This window comes from Mesorhizobium sp. RCAM 06353, from assembly GCF_059683585.1.
On sequence record NZ_CM185031.1, the window covers coordinates 1,217,339 to 1,234,483 of the forward strand.

22 protein-coding genes are annotated in these 17,145 nt (G+C 64.3%); 9 read left to right on the forward strand and 13 right to left on the reverse strand.

Annotation, left to right across the window (positions count from 1 at the left end; translation table 11 throughout):
• Positions 1-120: 120 nt before the first annotated feature.
• Complete coding sequence (locus AC56QX_RS05535) at positions 121-927, forward strand: undecaprenyl-diphosphate phosphatase (RefSeq protein ID WP_497114169.1); 807 nt, start codon at positions 121-123, stop codon at positions 925-927.
• 141 nt (positions 928-1,068) lie between these two features.
• On the opposite strand, the gene AC56QX_RS05540 is transcribed toward AC56QX_RS05535, so the two are convergent.
• On the reverse strand, positions 1,069-1,446 hold the full coding sequence (locus tag AC56QX_RS05540) for a YraN family protein (protein ID WP_497114170.1): 378 nt from the start codon (positions 1,444-1,446) through the stop codon (positions 1,069-1,071).
• On the reverse strand, positions 1,439-2,341 hold the full coding sequence (gene rsmI / locus AC56QX_RS05545; protein WP_497114172.1) for a 16S rRNA (cytidine(1402)-2'-O)-methyltransferase: 903 nt from the start codon (positions 2,339-2,341) through the stop codon (positions 1,439-1,441). The genes AC56QX_RS05540 and rsmI overlap by 8 nt, the downstream gene beginning before the upstream one ends.
• A 168-nt stretch (positions 2,342-2,509) precedes the next feature.
• On the opposite strand from rsmI, the gene AC56QX_RS05550 reads away from it, so the two are divergent.
• The gene (locus tag AC56QX_RS05550) at positions 2,510-2,689 is read left to right on the forward strand and encodes a hypothetical protein (RefSeq protein ID WP_497114175.1); all 180 of its coding nucleotides are present in this window, start codon (positions 2,510-2,512) and stop codon (positions 2,687-2,689) included.
• 7 nt (positions 2,690-2,696) lie between these two features.
• Complete coding sequence (locus tag AC56QX_RS05555; RefSeq protein WP_497114178.1) at positions 2,697-2,885, forward strand: hypothetical protein; 189 nt, start codon at positions 2,697-2,699, stop codon at positions 2,883-2,885.
• 86 nt (positions 2,886-2,971) lie between these two features.
• Here AC56QX_RS05555 and AC56QX_RS05560 read toward each other — a convergent pair whose 3' ends face one another.
• From AC56QX_RS05560 to rph, 6 genes are all read right to left on the reverse strand, one after another.
• Positions 2,972-3,295 carry a low molecular weight protein tyrosine phosphatase family protein gene (locus AC56QX_RS05560; protein ID WP_497114179.1) on the reverse strand — a complete coding sequence of 108 codons (324 nt, stop codon included), beginning with the start codon at positions 3,293-3,295 and terminating at the stop codon, positions 2,972-2,974.
• 57 nt (positions 3,296-3,352) lie between these two features.
• Entirely contained in the window at positions 3,353-3,676 is a 324-nt protein-coding gene (locus AC56QX_RS05565; protein ID WP_497114182.1) for a hypothetical protein, read from the reverse strand.
• Between the two features lie 120 nt (positions 3,677-3,796).
• Positions 3,797-4,975: a radical SAM family heme chaperone HemW gene (gene hemW, locus AC56QX_RS05570; protein ID WP_497114184.1), complete on the reverse strand. Its 1,179-nt coding sequence runs from the start codon at positions 4,973-4,975 to the stop codon at positions 3,797-3,799.
• Positions 4,972-5,619, reverse strand: a complete 648-nt coding sequence (gene rdgB / locus AC56QX_RS05575) for an RdgB/HAM1 family non-canonical purine NTP pyrophosphatase (protein WP_497114186.1) — start codon at positions 5,617-5,619, stop codon at positions 4,972-4,974. Before rdgB ends, hemW begins: the two co-directional genes overlap by 4 nt.
• Positions 5,619-6,029 carry a VOC family protein gene (locus tag AC56QX_RS05580; protein WP_497114189.1) on the reverse strand — a complete coding sequence of 137 codons (411 nt, stop codon included), beginning with the start codon at positions 6,027-6,029 and terminating at the stop codon, positions 5,619-5,621. The genes rdgB and AC56QX_RS05580 overlap by 1 nt, the downstream gene beginning before the upstream one ends.
• A gap of 181 nt (positions 6,030-6,210) precedes the next feature.
• Positions 6,211-6,927 (reverse strand): ribonuclease PH, encoded by a 717-nt coding sequence (gene rph, locus AC56QX_RS05585; RefSeq protein WP_497114191.1) that lies wholly within the window; start codon positions 6,925-6,927, stop codon positions 6,211-6,213.
• 177 nt (positions 6,928-7,104) lie between these two features.
• On the opposite strand from rph, the gene hrcA reads away from it, so the two are divergent.
• From hrcA to AC56QX_RS05615, 6 genes are all read left to right on the forward strand, one after another.
• Complete coding sequence (gene hrcA / locus AC56QX_RS05590) at positions 7,105-8,190, forward strand: heat-inducible transcriptional repressor HrcA (RefSeq protein ID WP_172221674.1); 1,086 nt, start codon at positions 7,105-7,107, stop codon at positions 8,188-8,190.
• A gap of 180 nt (positions 8,191-8,370) precedes the next feature.
• Positions 8,371-8,568, forward strand: a complete 198-nt coding sequence (locus AC56QX_RS05595) for a hypothetical protein (RefSeq protein ID WP_095202875.1) — start codon at positions 8,371-8,373, stop codon at positions 8,566-8,568.
• A 94-nt stretch (positions 8,569-8,662) separates the two neighbouring features.
• On the forward strand, positions 8,663-10,030 hold the full coding sequence (locus AC56QX_RS05600; RefSeq protein WP_497114194.1) for a PQQ-dependent sugar dehydrogenase: 1,368 nt from the start codon (positions 8,663-8,665) through the stop codon (positions 10,028-10,030).
• Positions 10,031-10,128: 98 nt separating this feature from the next.
• Positions 10,129-10,746: a LysE family translocator gene (locus AC56QX_RS05605; protein ID WP_497114195.1), complete on the forward strand. Its 618-nt coding sequence runs from the start codon at positions 10,129-10,131 to the stop codon at positions 10,744-10,746.
• Positions 10,747-10,944: 198 nt separating this feature from the next.
• Positions 10,945-11,925: a cysteine synthase A gene (cysK, locus tag AC56QX_RS05610; RefSeq protein ID WP_497114196.1), complete on the forward strand. Its 981-nt coding sequence runs from the start codon at positions 10,945-10,947 to the stop codon at positions 11,923-11,925.
• A gap of 138 nt (positions 11,926-12,063) precedes the next feature.
• The gene (locus AC56QX_RS05615) at positions 12,064-12,690 is read left to right on the forward strand and encodes a glutathione S-transferase family protein (protein WP_497114199.1); all 627 of its coding nucleotides are present in this window, start codon (positions 12,064-12,066) and stop codon (positions 12,688-12,690) included.
• Positions 12,691-12,693: 3 nt separating this feature from the next.
• Here the strand turns inward: AC56QX_RS05615 and AC56QX_RS05620 are convergent, their stop codons facing one another.
• From AC56QX_RS05620 to AC56QX_RS05640, 5 genes are all read right to left on the reverse strand, one after another.
• The gene (locus AC56QX_RS05620) at positions 12,694-13,938 is read right to left on the reverse strand and encodes an RNA polymerase sigma factor (protein ID WP_497114201.1); all 1,245 of its coding nucleotides are present in this window, start codon (positions 13,936-13,938) and stop codon (positions 12,694-12,696) included.
• Positions 13,939-13,963: 25 nt separating this feature from the next.
• The gene (locus AC56QX_RS05625) at positions 13,964-14,332 is read right to left on the reverse strand and encodes a YciI family protein (RefSeq protein WP_497114204.1); all 369 of its coding nucleotides are present in this window, start codon (positions 14,330-14,332) and stop codon (positions 13,964-13,966) included.
• Between the two features lie 139 nt (positions 14,333-14,471).
• Positions 14,472-16,145 carry a saccharopine dehydrogenase family protein gene (locus tag AC56QX_RS05630; protein WP_497114206.1) on the reverse strand — a complete coding sequence of 558 codons (1,674 nt, stop codon included), beginning with the start codon at positions 16,143-16,145 and terminating at the stop codon, positions 14,472-14,474.
• A gap of 24 nt (positions 16,146-16,169) precedes the next feature.
• Complete coding sequence (locus AC56QX_RS05635) at positions 16,170-16,607, reverse strand: thiol-disulfide oxidoreductase DCC family protein (protein WP_497117691.1); 438 nt, start codon at positions 16,605-16,607, stop codon at positions 16,170-16,172.
• A gap of 232 nt (positions 16,608-16,839) precedes the next feature.
• Positions 16,840-16,980, reverse strand: coding sequence for a hypothetical protein (locus AC56QX_RS05640; protein ID WP_013892047.1), 141 nt, complete (start codon positions 16,978-16,980; stop codon positions 16,840-16,842).
• Between the last annotated feature and the right edge of the window lie 165 nt (positions 16,981-17,145).

Below are 17,145 nucleotides of genomic sequence, written 5' to 3' on the forward strand. Positions count from 1 at the left end.
GCACCGGTAAGTCTTGGCCGCCCGGTTAGCGGGCCGTCAGGGTGTTGCGACCTATAGGGGGACTTCAACGCCATGACAAGCAAGCCGTTCTGTTAGCCGTCGCGCAAAGCCGAGGTAGCCATGGAAAGCCAGACCATCGTCGAAGCCCTGCTGCTCGGCCTGCTGGAGGGGTTGACCGAGTTCATTCCGGTGTCCTCGACCGGCCATATCCTGCTCGCCGGCCATTTCCTCGGCTTCCATTCGACCGGCAAGGCCTTCGAGATCCTGATCCAGCTCGGCGCCATACTGGCGATTTTGAGCGTCTATTTCCGCCGCCTGTGGCAGATGCTGCTCGACCTGCCGCATGACCGGCTGACGCGGCATTTCGTCATCGGCATCCTCATCGCCTTCCTGCCGGCGGCGATCATCGGCGCGCTGGCGCATGATTTCATCAAGACGGTGCTGTTCGAATCGCCACGGCTGATCTGCGTCATGCTGATCATCGGCGGCGTCATCCTGCTGGCGGTGGACCGCATGAACCTGAAGCCGGTCTACCGCGACGTCGAGCGCTTTCCGACCCGGCTTTACCTGCAGATCGGGCTTTTCCAGTGCCTGTCGCTGATCCCCGGCACCTCGCGCTCCGGCTCGACCATCGTCGGCGCGCTGCTTCTGGGCGTCGACAAGCGGGCGGCGGCGGAATTTTCGTTCTTCCTCGCCATCCCGACCATGGTCGGCGCCTTTGCCTTCGATCTGTTCAAGAACCGCAACGTGCTGAGCAGCGCCGATCTGCCGATCATCGCCATCGGCTTCGTCGCCGCCTTCATCGCGGCGCTGATCGTGGTGCGCTACCTCCTCGATTACGTCTCGCGCAACGGCTACTCGCTGTTCGGCTGGTGGCGGCTGGTGGTGGGGATTGTCGGACTGGTGGCGTTGTTTATCTGGGGGTGAGCTTACCCTCCCCTTGTGGGGAGGGTCGATCCGCAAAGCGGATCGGGGTGGGAGTCGGCGCCATACCCCCGCCCCGGTTCGCCAACGACGCCTTGCGTCGCTGGCTCGCCGACCCTCCCCACAAGGGGGAGGGTAACCCCTCTAATTCCGTCCATAAAATGCGTTCTCGACATGCACCGGCCAGCGCCAGGGCAGCACCGCGACCATGTCGAAACGCATTGACAGTTTGCCGTAGTCCGGCTGTCGCGACAGCCAGATATCAGCGGCGCCCTCGATGCGACGCTCCGATTCGTGGCCGATTGCCTCCATCGCTTCCATCAAGGAGCGGCGCGCCTTGACCTCGACGAACAGCACGAGGTCGCCGCGCCGCGCGATCAGGTCGATCTCGCCGAAGCGGGTGCGGTGGCGGCGCGCGAGAATGCGGTAGCCCTTCAGCATCAGCGCGGCCGCCGCCAGCCATTCGCCGCGATGGCCGCGCCGATAGGCCTTTTGGCGGCTGGCGCTCGGCCGCTCAGCCACCGTCGCCTTCCCTGAGCTCCAGCAGCCGCCGATACAGCGCCTGTTTCTGGCCGCCGGTCATTTTGGCGGCCTCCGCAGCCGCCTTGGACGCCGGCATTTCGGCGGCAAGCGACAACAGCAGGCGGTCAATATCGGCCGGCTCGTCCGGCTTGGCCTCGGCGGGGCCGACGCAGACGACGATCTCGCCCTTCGGCGTGTCGGCCGCCGCATAGTGGTCGGCCAGCGCCCACAACGTTCCGATGCGCATTTCCTCGAAGGTCTTGGTCAATTCGCGGCCGATGGCGGCTTTGCGTTCGCCGCCGAGGGCCTCGACCATGGCGGCGAGCGATTCGGCCAACCGGCGCGGCGATTCGAAAAAGATCAGCGTCGCCGGCACGGCTTTCAGGGCTTCCAGCCGCGTCAGCCGCTGGCCTGATTTGACTGGCAAAAATCCGGCGAACAGGAAGGCGTCGGAGGGCAGGCCCGATGCCGTCAGTGCGGCAAGCGGCGCCGATGGGCCGGGGATCGGCACGACGCGAATGCCATGGTCGATCGCCTCGCCGACCAAGCGATAGCCGGGATCGGACACCAGCGGCGTCCCAGCATCGGAAATCAGCGCCACGCTCTGGCCAGCCTGGAGGGCTGATATCAGCTTCGGCCCGGCCTCGCCTGCATTGTGCTCGTGATAGGCGGTGGTGCGGCGGCGGATGCCGTAGCGGTCGAGCAGCACGCGCGACACCCTTGTGTCCTCGCAAGCGACGATGTCGGCGGCGGCCAGCGTCTCCAGCGCGCGCAGCGTGATGTCGGCGAGATTGCCGATCGGAGTGGCCACCAGATAGAGCGCCGGCTCGAGCGGACGGGCCGCGATCTCGGTCTGCCCGACCACATAGCTGCGCTTGCCCGTCTCATCGGTCACTGATGCCGTCTCCGTTCAGCCCTGTTCGGCCTGCCAAATCTTGTTTGGCATGGCTGGTGCCGGCTTGCAAAAGCTCACGCCGATGTAAGGCAATCGCCATGCCTTCGCCACAGTGGGGAACCAAACCGGAATTGGCAGATTTAGCCCCTGATTCCGGAGGAGGACAGGATGGACAGCCTGAAGATACAGGACGCTTTCGAACCCTACTATGCCGGCCGCAAGCGCGTTGCCGCACCCAGGGACAAGCGCTCCAAGACCGACACCAGCCTGACCAGGCGGGCGACAACCGCCTTGCCGACGAATGTCAGGCTTTCCGACAACGAACCCGACAGCACGACGGAGCACTGACCGTACGATGCCCAATCGCTTCGATATATTCATCACCCGCCTTGAAACGAAAACCGCCAGGGAAGGCGTGCCGACGCATCCGATGAACGACCAGCACAGCGTTCGCCGCGAAAAGGCCGATGCCAAACCGGCCCGGACCGGAGAGGCGCATGCCGAGAAAGATCGCGGCAAGCGGCGTTTCAAACACGACGCCTGACAAGCGCGACCTGCGTGACTGCTCTCGCTCATCGCGGACGGAGATGGGGCGATGCGGCGTGTATCCAACGACGGCGAAGGTCTGGATCACGCCAGATAGCGTGAAACGCGCGCCTTCAGAAGCTCAATCAGCTCCAGATCCATGAATTCATAGTTATCCGGTATATCGAGGCAGATGACCCGGGCCTTCTTCAGGCTCGTCTTGAATTTCTTCTGCAGTTTGGTGCGGTGCATCTTTTCCATGACGAAGATGATATCGGCCCAGGCGACCAGCTCATGCGTCAGCGGCGTGTCGGCGTCATGGTTGGTCCCCGCCGACGCAACGTCGATATCCCGGCGCGCGGAAAACACCTGCTCGGCGGTCGGGCTGCGCAAGCGGTTCTGGCTGCAGACAAAGAGGACGTTTTTCAAAAGCTTCGATCTTCAGTTCGCTTATTTCTACGACCGGTAACCCTCGACCGCACACAATTACTCATCCCATATCTCTCGTATCTTTTTGGTCAAAGGGATGTACTGATCCATGGTAAGTCCATTCAGGTCGAACTCTATCGAATCGTCCTTGGCGACCGCTCTAAGCCTGATTCCTATGAAGGTGATAAAGCTGGTTACGACGCTGAATTCGCTCAGATTGCCCGTCTTTCCCTTGGTCAGGACCTTTCCATTCTTGATAAAAATCACCTCTGCCTCGTAGAAATCTTCATCCTCCGAAGGTTTGGAGATCTCGCCTAGCCCAAACTCGAACACATCATCCGTGTTCAATGTCCGCAGTGTCTCATGGATCAAGAACTTCATCGCAGGACCCATCTTGGATGCGGCGTGCAACGCGCCTTCGGCTGAACAAGCCGAACTTCTATCATCCTTGTGCGAGTCGATAAATTGTCCGCCTCGGTTAAAGCCATTTGGCCCGTGGGCCTACCGCGCCAGATCCGCCACCACGGCGTCGAGCACGATCATGCCGGCCGGCGTAGCGCGCAGCCGCGCATTGCCGATCGGCGCCACCAGCCCCTCGCCCTGCAACATCGACAGCCGCGCCGTCGACAGGCCGCGGCCGGAAAACGCTTCGTAGCGGGACAGGTCTATGCCTTCCGCCAGACGCAACCCCATCAGCAGGAACTCGTCGGCCTCCTCCGAGCGCGTCAGGATTTCGCCGCCGGTGACGCCATGGCCCTTGGCTTCGACGAGGTTCGCCCAGGTTTCCGGCATTCTTTCGGCGATCGTCACGGTGCGCCGGCCATTCTCGACGAAGCGGCCATGCGCACCAGGGCCGACACCGACATACTCGCCATAGCGCCAATAGGTCAGATTGTGCCGGCTTTCGGCGCCCGGCCGGGCATGGTTGGAAATCTCATAGGCCGGCAGGCCGTGCGCCGTGGTGATTTCCTGCGTCAACGCATAGAGGTCGGCGGCATGGTCGTTGTCGGGGATGATGAATTTCTTCGCCGCATGCAGCGCGTGGAACGGCGTGCCTTCCTCGATGGTCAGCTGGTAGAGCGACAAATGGTCGGCGGCGTGGCCGATCGCCTGTTCGAGCTCCGCTGCCCAAGCCTCCGGCGTCTGGCCGGGGCGGGCATAGATCAGGTCGAAGGACAGGCGTGGAAAGATTTCTCGCGCCAGGCCGATGGCATGCAGCGCTTCCTCGACATTGTGCAGCCGGCCGAGGAAACGCAAATCCTTGTCGTTCAACGCCTGCACGCCGAGCGAAACGCGATTGACGCCGGCCGCCCGGTAACCGCGAAACCGTTCCGCCTCGACCGAGGACGGGTTGGCCTCCAGCGTCACCTCGATGCCATCGGGCACCGTCCAGTTCTTGGCCACCGCGTCCAGCACCCTGGCCACGGTTTCCGGCTTCATCAGCGACGGCGTGCCGCCGCCGAGGAAAATGCTGGTCACCTCGCGCGGCCCGGTGCGCTGACGCATGGTCGCCAGTTCCGCCTCGAAGGCGGCGGCAAAGCGCTCCTGGTCGACCGGCTGGTGGCGAACATGGCTGTTGAAGTCGCAATAGGGGCATTTGGCCGCGCAGAACGGCCAATGGATGTAGACGCCGAAGCCGGGGCTGCGATCCAGCGGCATGGTGATGCCGGATCCAGTCATGCCGAGCCCAATCTTGCTTTGGCGAATTTCTGGAAAGCACGGGCGCGATGTGAGAGTGCCGTGGCTTGGCCGGGTTTCCAGCCGTGCTTTTCCTCGGCGCTCATCTCGCCGAACGTTTTTTCGAACCCATCCGGCAAAAACACCGGATCGTAGCCGAAACCAAGCTCGCCGCGCGGCGGCCAGACCAGCGTGCCTTTGGCCTCGCCGCGATAATATTCGGCCTCGCCATCGGGGAAGGCGAGGCAGATGACGGCGACAAAGCGGCCCTTGCGCTGGTCGGCCGAGGCGGCGCCGACTTCCTGCAGCGCCACTTCGGTGCGCTGCATGGCCATGGCGAAATCGCGCGATCCGTCCGGGGCTTCGGCCCAGTTGGCGGTGTAGACGCCGGGCGCGCCATCGAGCGCGTCGACGCAGAGGCCGGAATCGTCCGACAGCGCCGGCAGGCCGGTCGCCTGTGCGGCGGCCAGTGCCTTGATGTAGGCATTTTCCTCGAAAGTGGTACCGGTCTCGTCGGGCTCCGGCAGGCCATAGTCCTTGGCCGACTTCGCTTCGAAGCCGAACGGCCCCATCAAATCGGCGAATTCGCGCAGCTTGCCGGCATTGTGGCTGGCGACGACGATCTTCTTGCCATCAAGAGTATGCATCAAAGGCCCCAGATTCTCGGCTCGGCGAACTCGATCGAATTGCCCGAGGGGTCGCGTATATAGATCGAACGGCCGCCTTGCGGCCATTCGAATTCGCTTTCGATGGCGATTCTTTTTGCCCCCAGATGCGCTTTCCAGCCGGCGATTTCGTCGGTGGTCGCCGCAAAGCAGAGATGGCCTTCGCCGACCGTGCCGTGCGGCGGCACCGGCAGCCGGGCATCGGGTGCCGGCGGGATCCTGGTCGCTTCGGCATTGAAGATGAGCAGCACGCCGGGTCCGCAGCGGAAGAAAAGATGCCGGCCGTCGACCTTGCCGAGCAAGTCGAGACCCAGGATGTCGGTGTAGAAGCTTTCCGCCGCCTGCAGGTCTGTGACGTAGAGAGCGGACTCAAGAATAGCTGAGGGGATCACGAGGCACCCCCCTCTGGCCTGTCGGCCATCTCCCCCGCAAGGGGGAGATTGGCAGCGTCAACGCCGGCTCATGGCTTGCAACGTTGGTGATTGGCGAAACTCGCGAACACAGCCGATCTCCCCCCTTGCGGGGGAGATGCCCGGCAGGGCAGAGGGGGTGTTCAAGCTCGGCATTTAAATCCTAAGCCACCGCCATCTGCTGCAGGCTGACCAGGCGTTGGATGCCTTTCTTGGCCAGGCCCATCAATTCCGCGAACTGGTCTTCCGAGAAAGGCTCGCCCTCGGCGGTGCCCTGGATCTCGACGATGCCGCCCTTGCCGGTCATGACGAAATTGGCGTCGGTGCCGGCCGAGGAATCCTCGAGATAATCGAGGTCGATGACCGGCTGGCCGTCATGGATGCCGCAGGAAATCGCCGCGACATGGTCCTTCAGCACCTTGGCGACGCTGGCCATCTGCCGGGCTTCCATCCAGCGCAGGCAGTCATACAGCGCCACCCAGCCGCCAGTGATCGAGGCGGTGCGGGTGCCGCCATCGGCCTGGATGACGTCGCAATCGACGGTGATCTGCTGTTCGCCCAGCGCCTGCAAATCGACCACGGCACGCAGCGAACGGCCGATGAGGCGCTGGATTTCCAGCGTGCGGCCGCCCTGCTTGCCGGCGGAAGCCTCGCGGCGCATGCGCTCGCCGGTCGAGCGCGGCAGCATGCCGTACTCGGCCGTCACCCAGCCCTTGCCGGAATTGCGCATCCAGCCCGGCACCTTTTCTTCAAGGCTGGCGGTGCACAGGACATGGGTATCGCCGAACTTCACCAGGCACGAGCCTTCGGCATGCTTGGAGACGCCGCGCTCGAAGGAGATGGCGCGCATTTCGTCGAATTGGCGTTTGGAGGGGCGCATTCAGGCTACTTTCTTGTCACTTTTTGAAATCTTGGCCGGCTTGTAGCTGCATGAGGCCTATGGCGCAAAGGAAAATGGCCTGACGATCTGACACAGACACCGGGTGATCTAACACAGACACCGGGTTGCGCGGCCCCGGCGTAGGTCTATATCTTGAGACCGGAGGTTTTTGGCCACATGACCAAAGCAGTCGCCGAACCCAGTTTGCTGTCACCCGCTCTGCAATCGCTGGATATGCGCTCGCGTGACATCTTCCGGCGCATCGTCGATTCCTATCTCAGGGATGGCGAGCCCGTCGGCTCGCGCAGCCTGTCGCGCATCCTGCCCTCCTCGCTGTCGCCGGCCACCATCCGCAATGTGATGAGCGACCTTGAGCATCTCGGGCTGATTTATGCGCCGCACATCTCGGCCGGCCGGCTGCCGACGCAGGCCGGCCTGCGTTTCTTTGTCGATGCCTTCATGGAGCTTGGCGACCTCTCCGACGAGGAGCGACGTACCATCGAGGCACAGGTGCGGGCCTCCGGCTCGGGCGCCACGCTGGAGCACATGCTGACCGAGGCCAGCCAGATGCTGTCGGGCATGTCGCGCGGCGCCGGCCTGGTGCTGGCCGCCAAGAACGAGGTGGCGCTGAAGCATATCGAATTCATCCAGCTGGAGCCGACCAAGGCGCTTGCCGTGCTGGTGTCGCAGAATGGCGATGTCGAAAACCGCGTCGTCGAGCTGCCCGCCGGCATCACCGTCTCGCAACTGCACGAGGCCTCGAATTTCCTCAACGCGCATATTCGCGGCCGTACGCTGGCCGAGGCGCGGGTCGAGATCGCCCGCATCAAGGAAGAGACGAGAGCCGCTCTCGACACGCTGTCGCAGGACCTCGTCGAGAAAGGCCTGGCGGTATGGGCGGGCGCCGATAGCGGCCTGCCGGCACGGCTCATCGTGCGCGGCCGCGCCAATCTGCTCGAAAACGTCACCGCCCAGGCCGATATCGAATTGTTGCGCCATCTGTTCGAGGACATGGAGACGCAGGACGGGCTGATCCAGCTGCTCGATCTCGCCGAGCAGGGATCGGGCGTGCGCATTTTCATCGGTTCGGAAAACAAGCTGTTCTCGCTGTCGGGCTCGTCGCTGGTGGTCGCGCCCTATCGCGACAAGGATGCCCGCGTCGTCGGCGCGCTCGGCGTCATCGGTCCGACCCGGCTCAACTATGCCCGCATCGTGCCGATGGTCGATTATACGGCGCAGCTCATATCGCGCATGCTACGCTAGGTGCATTGATATTCAGGTGAGGCCGGCCTGCAAATGGCTGATACCTGCGCTTCCGGTGCTCACGTACGAAAAGTACGCTCCGCTCCGGTTCTCGGTATCAACCATTTTCGGCGCGGCCTGACCTGAATCTCAACACACCTAGATGCCAAATCGAAGAATAGGCTGCTGAGGAGAAAAAGAATGGCGCTCGAAGAACTCAAGGCCCGGATCAGTCTGCTGCTCGAAGAGATGGTCAACCAGCCGGAAGACCAGCACGAGATCCAGGAACAGTTGCGCGAAAAACTGCAGGAAATGCGTGCCATGGGCCTGCCGTTGCCGGCGGATCTGGTCGCGCTGGAAAAACGCCTAGACGACGATTTTTTAGCTGCCGGGACATAGACCGGAAACAGATTTTCGCTTCCAGCCGTCGCGCGAGGCGGAACCCCGGGACAGACCGGTCGTTGGTTTCCTTCGCGATCCGATGGAGGACAAAATGATCCGATTGGCCGGACTGGTGCTTCCCGCCCTCTTGCTCACAGGCGCGGCATTCGCAGAGCAGGCGGACCAGCCGGTGCTGAAGGGCGCGGCCGCCTTCGGCGACTGGCGCGCCGACAAGCCCGGCGTGCGCCGCCTGATCAAGCCGGAAGACCTGCCGAAGCCCTATGTCACCAAGTCCGCCTCTAACAGCGCCGGCCTTGCCGAAAGGCCCGCGGACACCAAACCGCAATTGCCGCCCGGCTTTTCGGCCGAGCTGATCGCCTCGGGCATCGACAATCCGCGCGTCGTGCGCATCGCCCCGAACGGCGACCTGTTCGTGGCCGACAGCGAGGCCAACCAGATCCGTGTCTACCGCCTGGCCAAGGACAGCGCCAAGCCCGCCGAAGACGGCATCTTCGCCGGCAATCTCAACCAGCCCTATGGCATTGCCTTCTATCCACCGGGCGATGACCCGCAATGGGTCTATGTCGCCAACAGCGACAGCATCGTGCGCTTTGCCTACCGCAAGGACGACCTGAAGGCATCGGACGAACCGGAAACCATCGTCGACAACATTCCCTCGAACCATCACTGGACGCGCGACATCGTTTTTTCGCCTGACGGCAAGACGCTCTATCTGTCGGTCGGCTCGGGTTCGAATGTCGCCGAGGATATGGGCAAGGCGCCGGATGGCGGCCTCGACGCGTGGGTCAAGGCGAAGCCGCTGGGCGCTGCATGGGGCTCCGAAGAAGGCCGCGCCGACGTGCTGGCCTTCGACCCGGACGGCAAGAACGGCCGCATCGTCGCCACCGGCCTGCGCAACTGTTCGGGCATGACCGTCCAGCCGGCGACCGGCGCGCTGTGGTGCGTCGTCAACGAGCGCGACGCGCTCGGCGACAATGTGCCCACCGAATACGCCACCTCGGTCAAGGACGGCGCCTTTTACGGCTGGCCCTGGTACTATATCGGCAACCACGAGGACCCGCGCTACAAGGGCGCGCGCCCCGATCTCGCTGGCAAAGCGACCATTCCCGACGTGCTGATGCAGGCGCATTCGGCGCCGCTCAACATCACCTTCTACGACCGCAAGGATTTTGCGGCCGACACCGGTTTTCCCAGGGAATACCGGGGCGACGCCTTTGTCGCCCTGCACGGTTCGTGGAATCGCGGCAACAGGACCGGCTACAAGGTCGTCCGATTGCTGTTCAGGGATGGCAAGCCGACCGGCGAATACGAGGACTTCATGACCGGTTTCGTCGTCTCCAATGGCGAGGTCTGGGGCCGGCCGGTGGGCGTGGCGGTGGCGGCCGACGGCGCGCTGATCATGACCGAGGACGGCAACGGCACGATCTGGCGCGTGACCTATGGCGGCGGGCGGTCCTGACCGCATTTCGGCGTGGTGCAATCGAATCCGGCGTCAGGGAATTCCCGCGAGCCTGACTTTGTGCGACAAGGCGCCGTCCCAAACAGCGGTCCCCATCCATGACCCTCACCGGCTTCCTCGCCTACAGTGCCGCCCTTGGCATCGCCGCTGCCATTCCCGGCCCAGGCGTCACCGCGCTTGTCGCGCGGGCGCTCGGCTCCGGTTTTCGCTCGTCGCTGGCCATGTCGTTCGGCCTGATGCTGGGCGACCTCACCTATCTGACCGCCGTGGTGCTTGGCCTCGCCTTTGTCGCGCAGACCTTCGGCATGGTGTTCCTGGCCATCAAATGGCTGGGTGTCGCCTATCTTGCATTTCTCGGCTGGCGCTTCTGGACCGCCGGCATCACGCCCGAAACCGTCGAATCCCGGAAGGGCAAGGGCGGACTGGTTTCGAGCTTTGTCGCCGGCCTCACCGTCACGCTCGGCAATCCGAAGACGATGATCTTCTACCTCGCCATCACGCCGACCATCGTCGACCTGAAGACGATCACGCTGGCCGATTACGGCATTCTCGTCGCGCTGACGGTTGTCGTGCTGTTCGTCGTGCTGGTGCCCTATCTGGCGCTCGCCGCCAAGGCGCGCTGGTTCCTGAAATCGCCGCGCGCGCTGAAAGTGCTGAACCGCACCGCCGCCGGCTTCATGGTCGGCGCCGCAGCAGCGATCGCGGCCCGCCAGTAGCACCCTTTCAGCCAAAACATTCCGGCCCCAGGCTTCCCCGCGAAATGCTTTTCCGGGACAAGGGCGTTTTAGACACAGGCCCCACTCGGATATTTCCGGCCGACAGCTTATGTTGCGCGGCTGAAAGCCTTATCTTGCCGGCTGCAATGCCACTTGCCTGAAATTCTCCACTTGCCTGAAATTCTGGGAGCGAAACCAATGAACAAGCCCGTCACCTCCGCCCGCGTCCCCGGCCGCGGCCGCATCTACAGTTCCATCACCGACACGATCGGCGACACGCCCCTGGTACGGCTCGACAAGTTCGCCAAGGAGAAGGGCATCGTCGCCAATCTGGTCGCCAAGCTCGAATTCTTCAACCCGATCGCCTCGGTCAAGGACCGCATCGGCGTGGCGATGATCGAGGCGCTGGAGGCGGCCGGCAAGATTTCGCCCGGCAAAACGACGCTGATCGAACCGACCTCGGGCAATACCGGCATCGCGCTTGCCTTCGCCGCCGCCGCCAAGGGCTACAAGCTGATCCTGACCATGCCCGAGACGATGTCGGTCGAGCGCAGAAAAATGCTGGCGCTGCTCGGCGCCGAACTGGTGCTGACCGAAGGCCCGAAAGGCATGAAAGGCGCTATCGCCAAGGCCGACGAACTGGCCGCGACGATCCCCAACGCCGTCATCCCGCAGCAGTTCGAAAACCCCGCCAATCCGGAAATCCACCGCAAGACGACAGCCCAGGAGATCTGGAACGACACCCAGGGCGAGGTCGATATCTTCGTTGCCGGCATAGGCACTGGCGGCACCATCACCGGCGTCGGCCAGGTGCTGAAGAAACTCAAGCCATCCGTGCATGTCGTTGCCGTCGAGCCGGAAGCCTCGCCGGTCCTCTCAGGCGGCCAGCCCGGCCCGCACAAGATCCAGGGCATCGGCGCCGGCTTTGCGCCCAAGATCCTCGACACCACGATCTATGACGAGATCGTCAAGGTTTCCAACGAGGATTCCGTCGCCAATGCGCGCCTCGTCGCTCGCCTCGAAGGCGTACCGGTCGGCATCTCGTCGGGTGCTGCCCTGCAAGCGGCAATCGTCGTCGGCTCGCGGCCGGAGAACAAGGGCAAAACCCTGGTCGTGGTCATCCCCGATTTCGCCGAACGCTATCTGTCGACCATCCTGTTCGAAGGGCTGGGGGCGTAGTTCCACAGCCTCGACGAACCGCGGCATTTGCTGGCCCGCTGAAAAACCGCTGGTGGCGACCGCTGGCGGCTTGAGCGAGGCGCTGCTTCCGGTTCATATCGCCCCCGGCCCGCTCTGTTCGGGCCAGGGGAGGATTTCATGTACAAGCTTTATACCCGCCCAGGCAGCGGCGGCTTCGTCGTCGAGGCCGCGCTGGCACTGGCCAATGCACCGTTCGAGCAGATCGACGTGCCGAAATCCGACCGGCCCGATCCGGCCTTCCTCGACATCAGCCCGCTGAACCAGGTGCCGGTGCTGACCTTGCCGGACGGAAGCTCGATGACCGAATCCGCGGCGATATGCATCCTGCTTGCCGAACGCCATCCGCAGGCCGGCCTGGCACCGGCGGTCGACGCGCCGGCCCGCGCCGCGTTCCTGCGCTGGATGGCCTTCATGTCGTCGGTGCTCTATCCGGCGGTGCTGCGGCTGTACTACGCCCATCGCTACACGGCCGACGCCGACGGCACGAAAGCCGTCAAGCAGGCGGCAATCGCCGAAATGGACCGAGGCTTCGCTGTTCTCGATACCGCTCTCCAAGGCCGTGACTGGCTGGTCGGCGAGACCATGTCGGTGGCCGACATCTATCTCGTCATGCTCATTGCCTGGCATCCTGACATCGACAGAGCGCGGGCGGCGTGGCCGAATATCGAACGGCTATGGGCCAAGTTGCGCGGCCACCCGCTGATGAAGAAACTCAACATTTCGCACGAGATGTGGCCGGGCTGAAGGTCAGTTTCGCAGCGCAGCCCTTTTACCTTGCAGGAACCGGCGCACCGCCGGATCGCGCTCGAGGCCGATCGCGCGATCATAGGCTTCGGTTGCCTGCGGCACCTGACCAAGCCTGGCCAGGAGACCCGCCCGCGCCGCCCAATAGGGCTGATACTCATTGAGCCGTTTGTCGTCGCCCAGCACGTAAAGCGCTGCCAGCCCCGCCATGGCGCCCTCCGTCTCGGCGAGTGCCACCGCGCGGTTGATCGCCACCACCGGCGATCCGACGATCGAAACCAGCGCGTCGTAAAGCGCCCGGATCGCCGGCCAGTCGGTACGGCCGGTCAGCCGCCGCGCCGCATGCGCCGACTGCACGGCCGCCTCCAGCTGGTAGCGGCCGATGACGCCGCTCGCCGCGGCATGGGAAAGCAGCGCCTCCGCCTCATCGATGAGAGCGCGGTCCCATAGATCGCAATCCTGTTCGGCCAGCGGCACGAAGTCGCCTTCGGCGCTGCGCCGCGCTGCGCGGCGTGCCTCGGCAAACAGCATCAGCGCAAGCAGGCCAAGCGCTTCCGGCTCTTCCGGCATCAGCGTGGCCACCAGGCGGCCAAGCCAGATGCCTTCGGTGGCAAGGTTGCGCGCCCTAGTCTCGGTGCCGGCCGGATCGGACCAGCCTTCGGCGAAAGCCGCATAGATCGCCTCCAGCACCGCGTCCAGACGTTCGCCGAGTTCGGCCCGCTCCGGCACGCGGAACGGAATACCGGTTTCGCGGATGCGCGTCTTGGCGCGCACCAGGCGCTGGCCCATCGTTGCGGGCGAGACGAGGAAGGCGGAGGCGATCGTCGCGGCATCGAAGCCAAGCACGGTCTGCAGGATCAGCGGCGCCCGCACACCGGGCTCGATCGCCGGATGCGCACAGGCGAACATCAGCCGCAGCCGTTCGTCGGGCAGGTCCTCCTCGGTCATATGCGCCTCCATCTCTTCGGCGATCAGCTGGAGATGATCGCGGGCCGCCTCTCGGGTGAGCCGCCGCCGCACCGCATCGACGCGGCGGCGCCTCGCCACCGCCAGCAACCAGGCTTCCGGCTTTTCAGGCACGCCTGACTTCGGCCAGCGTTCGAGCGCGGCGGCAAAGGCATCGGCCAGCGCGTCCTCGGCGGCGGCCACGTCGCGCGTGCGCGCCGCAAGCCAGGCGACCAGCTTGCCATAGCTCTGCCGGGCGGCGGCCTCGGCGGCCGCCCGGGCGATCTCCGGGCGACTGTCCATTACGTCGTCATTTCTGGGCACATCGTCATTTCTTGGGCATGTAGTCGGCCATCTCCCAGATCGGCCGCAACTCGACCGTGCCGGTGCTGGCCGCCGGACAGCGTGCCGCCCATTCGATGGCGGTGTCGATGTCGGCCGCCTCGATCATGTAGAAGCCGGCAAGCTGCTCCTTGGTGTCGGCATAGGGGCCGTCAATCACGTTGGTCTTGCCGTCGGTGATCCGCACCGAGGTGGTCGCCTGGCTCGGGCGCAGCCGTTCGCCGGCGAGCCATGCGCCGGATTTCTTCAACGCTTCGGTATAAGCGGCATAGGCCGCGCTCATCTGCTGAGCCTTCTCGATCGGCGTGTTCGCCAGCGCGGCTTCGTCGCTGTTGATCAAAATCATGTATCGCATGGGTCTTCTCCCGTGGTTCGAAGGCCGCGTCCTTGCGGGCCAGACGTATGTCGCGCGGCGGCAACCGATTTCGACAGGGCGCAGGAAAAATCTTTCGGCCTTGATCGGGAATGGCGCAAGCGGAGAGCTCGCACCAGTGCTATTCCACCGGTTCGAGCCAGCCGCGATAGCGCACGATCAAGCCGGTGAGCGGGTGCGATATCTCGACATGGAAGCGGAAGCGGCCATCCTCGACCGTCTCGGAGGAGGTCGAGCGCGGGCAGAGCCACATCGGCAAGGGCAGGCCAAGAACGCTCCAACCGCGCAGGACGAGCGACAACCTGCCCTCCCCGGTCACCAGCGCCATGGCGAAGGTCAGCGGGCCGAAGCGTTCGCACAACAGGCGCTCAGAGCGTCCCCGGCCCGCGAACTGGCGGCTGGAGAAGCTGTCTGTGCCGAATGTCCGCGTCCAGGTTTCTTCGTCCTTGTCGACGTCGAAGCGGACCTGCACTGGGATATCGGCGCTCGCCTTGGGAAAGCCGACCAGCCATGCCGTTATCCGGCTAAAGATACCTGACCCGCGCTCGACACTGGCGCGGCCTTCCGCCATTTTCGCGCGGTCATGCATGGCACGGATTTTTTCGGGCAAGCCCTGCCAGGCGTCGCCGAGCAGAGCCGCATAGAGCGGTTTGCGCGGGCCGCCGGCAGTGTCGTCGCGAAAGCCGGGATAGATCGTCCTGCCCGCGAACAGGGCCTCGTAGTCGGCAAGCTCGAGATCGTTCACGGCGGCGCGGGCACCGGCCGCCGGCAGACGTCCGTCGAGCGCCTTGCGCACCAAGGCCTCGACCGCCATCGACGGAATCAACGGACCGTCATCACCTTCGGCCAGCAGATGCCATGAGCGCTTGAGCGGCCTGCCGGTCTGGTCGGCACCTGCGACCGCGACGAACATGCCACCGCGATGCTCACCCCAGCGCAGCCGGTTGGTTGCCCAATACATCAGCGGGGCGAGCGGCGACAGCGAGCGCACCAGCCCGATGCGCACCAGCCAGGCAAGGCCGCTCAAGGCGCGATGCAGGATTTCGGGCACCGGCCCCGCTCCCATCCAGATCGTTTTCGCCTGCGGCCACAATTGTGCCAGCGCGCGCAGGTCCGGCACGTCGACCAGCGAAAACAGCGTGTTCTTGAGCGGCACGCGGCCGGGCGGCGCGATGGTGTAGCGCATCTGCTCGGTCAGCGGATGACCTTGCGCCTTGCCACCGTCGCGCACCAGTTCGACCGGCTGACCGGCATAGCCTGCTATGGCGCGGATGACGTTTTCGCCGACGCCGGCATAGGGCGACGGCGCGATGCCACCTTTGATCGTGTCGATCCGCGCCATGTCGCAGGACAGCCGGCGCACCACGGCCGCCGTCAGCACGGGAAAGCTGGAGACGCCGGACAGCACGAACAGCCCGGCTCGCTTGGCGGCCGCATCGAAGGCCGGCACGCCGGCGACGAAAGCCGAGCCGTCGGCGAGGTCGAGGTAGTTGATGCCTTGCTCGATGCAGGCCGCGATCAGACGATGACGGCCCTCGCCATAGGCCTGGAACGGGCCGCTGGCGTCGACCAGCGTGTCAGGACGCAGCGACGCCAGTTGCGCGGCGAAATCGCCATTCCGATCGAACGCTGCCGGCATCAATTGCGCGGCGACCGCACCACGGCTTCCGCACCAGGCCTCGGCCTTGGTCAAAGAGCGGCCGGCAACGATCACCGTCAGGCGCGGTTCGTTCTCCAGCAGTTGGATGATGCGTCCGCCAAAGGTGCCGTAGCCGCCGACGATGAGAAGCTTCATGCGCTGCTCCCCCTGGAGCAACATTTAGCCAAGGAACCGCTCCCTCAGTTCGGCGGAAGGAATGTCGCAACTGTCCTTCCTGCCGAAGAGCGAATAGCGATTTTTAGCGATGCGATTGTACAGCCAGTCGCGCAGCGGGCGCGGCAGCAGCAGCAGCGCCCTGGTCGCCCGCCACGGCCAGCCGAGTTCCGACATCACGGCAACGAAGCTGTCGAGCTGTGTGAAGGCAATGCCGTCGACAAGGACGAGATTGGTTTCATGACTGTCGGTCCGCAGGCCATGTTGTCGGAACAGCGCTTCGCCCAAGGACGATTGCGCGGTGGCGAAGCGGAAGCGTCTTTTGCGGTCGAGCCTGACCACCATGCGCACGAAGCCGGAGCACAGCACGCAGACGCCGTCGAAGACGATCAGCGGATGGCTGGTATCGAAAGATGGTTCAGCGGGAGGACTGGGCTTGACCAGATTTGACTTGGCCAGACGTGGTGGGGGCAGACTTGACTGGGGACGGTCGGTCACGCGGGCCTCGGCTGCTCGTGTCCTGGGACACTAGGCCAGCCGGAGGCAGGATCAAAGACGTGGCGATGTCGCACGGCGCCTGTCGCTCAGAGCCGGGCGCTCGGAGCGATAGGTGGTGGCGCGGGAGTCGGAACCCGGCCTGCAGATACGGCTGTTGTGGCGGCTCTCGAAGGTCATGTCAGTGTGCGCCCAGCGATGTGCCGCGACGGGCGCAAGCCGGACCGGGGCCGCGCATGTAGTAGCGCTCGGGCCGATAGGTCGGCGCGACGAATTCGCGGATGGCGGCGGCATAGCCGATGAGGTGCGTGAGGAAGTTCATTTACCCTGTCCCTGTCCCGATTTTCGGATGTCCCTTCCGATTGACGGACATCATAGCGCCGAGGCGTGAATAGTCGGTGAACACGATGTTAATATCTGGTCGAAAACCCGTTGCTTCGTGGCCGGAATGCGGCTGATTCGGGGTGTTTCCGTGCTCTTTGTCGCC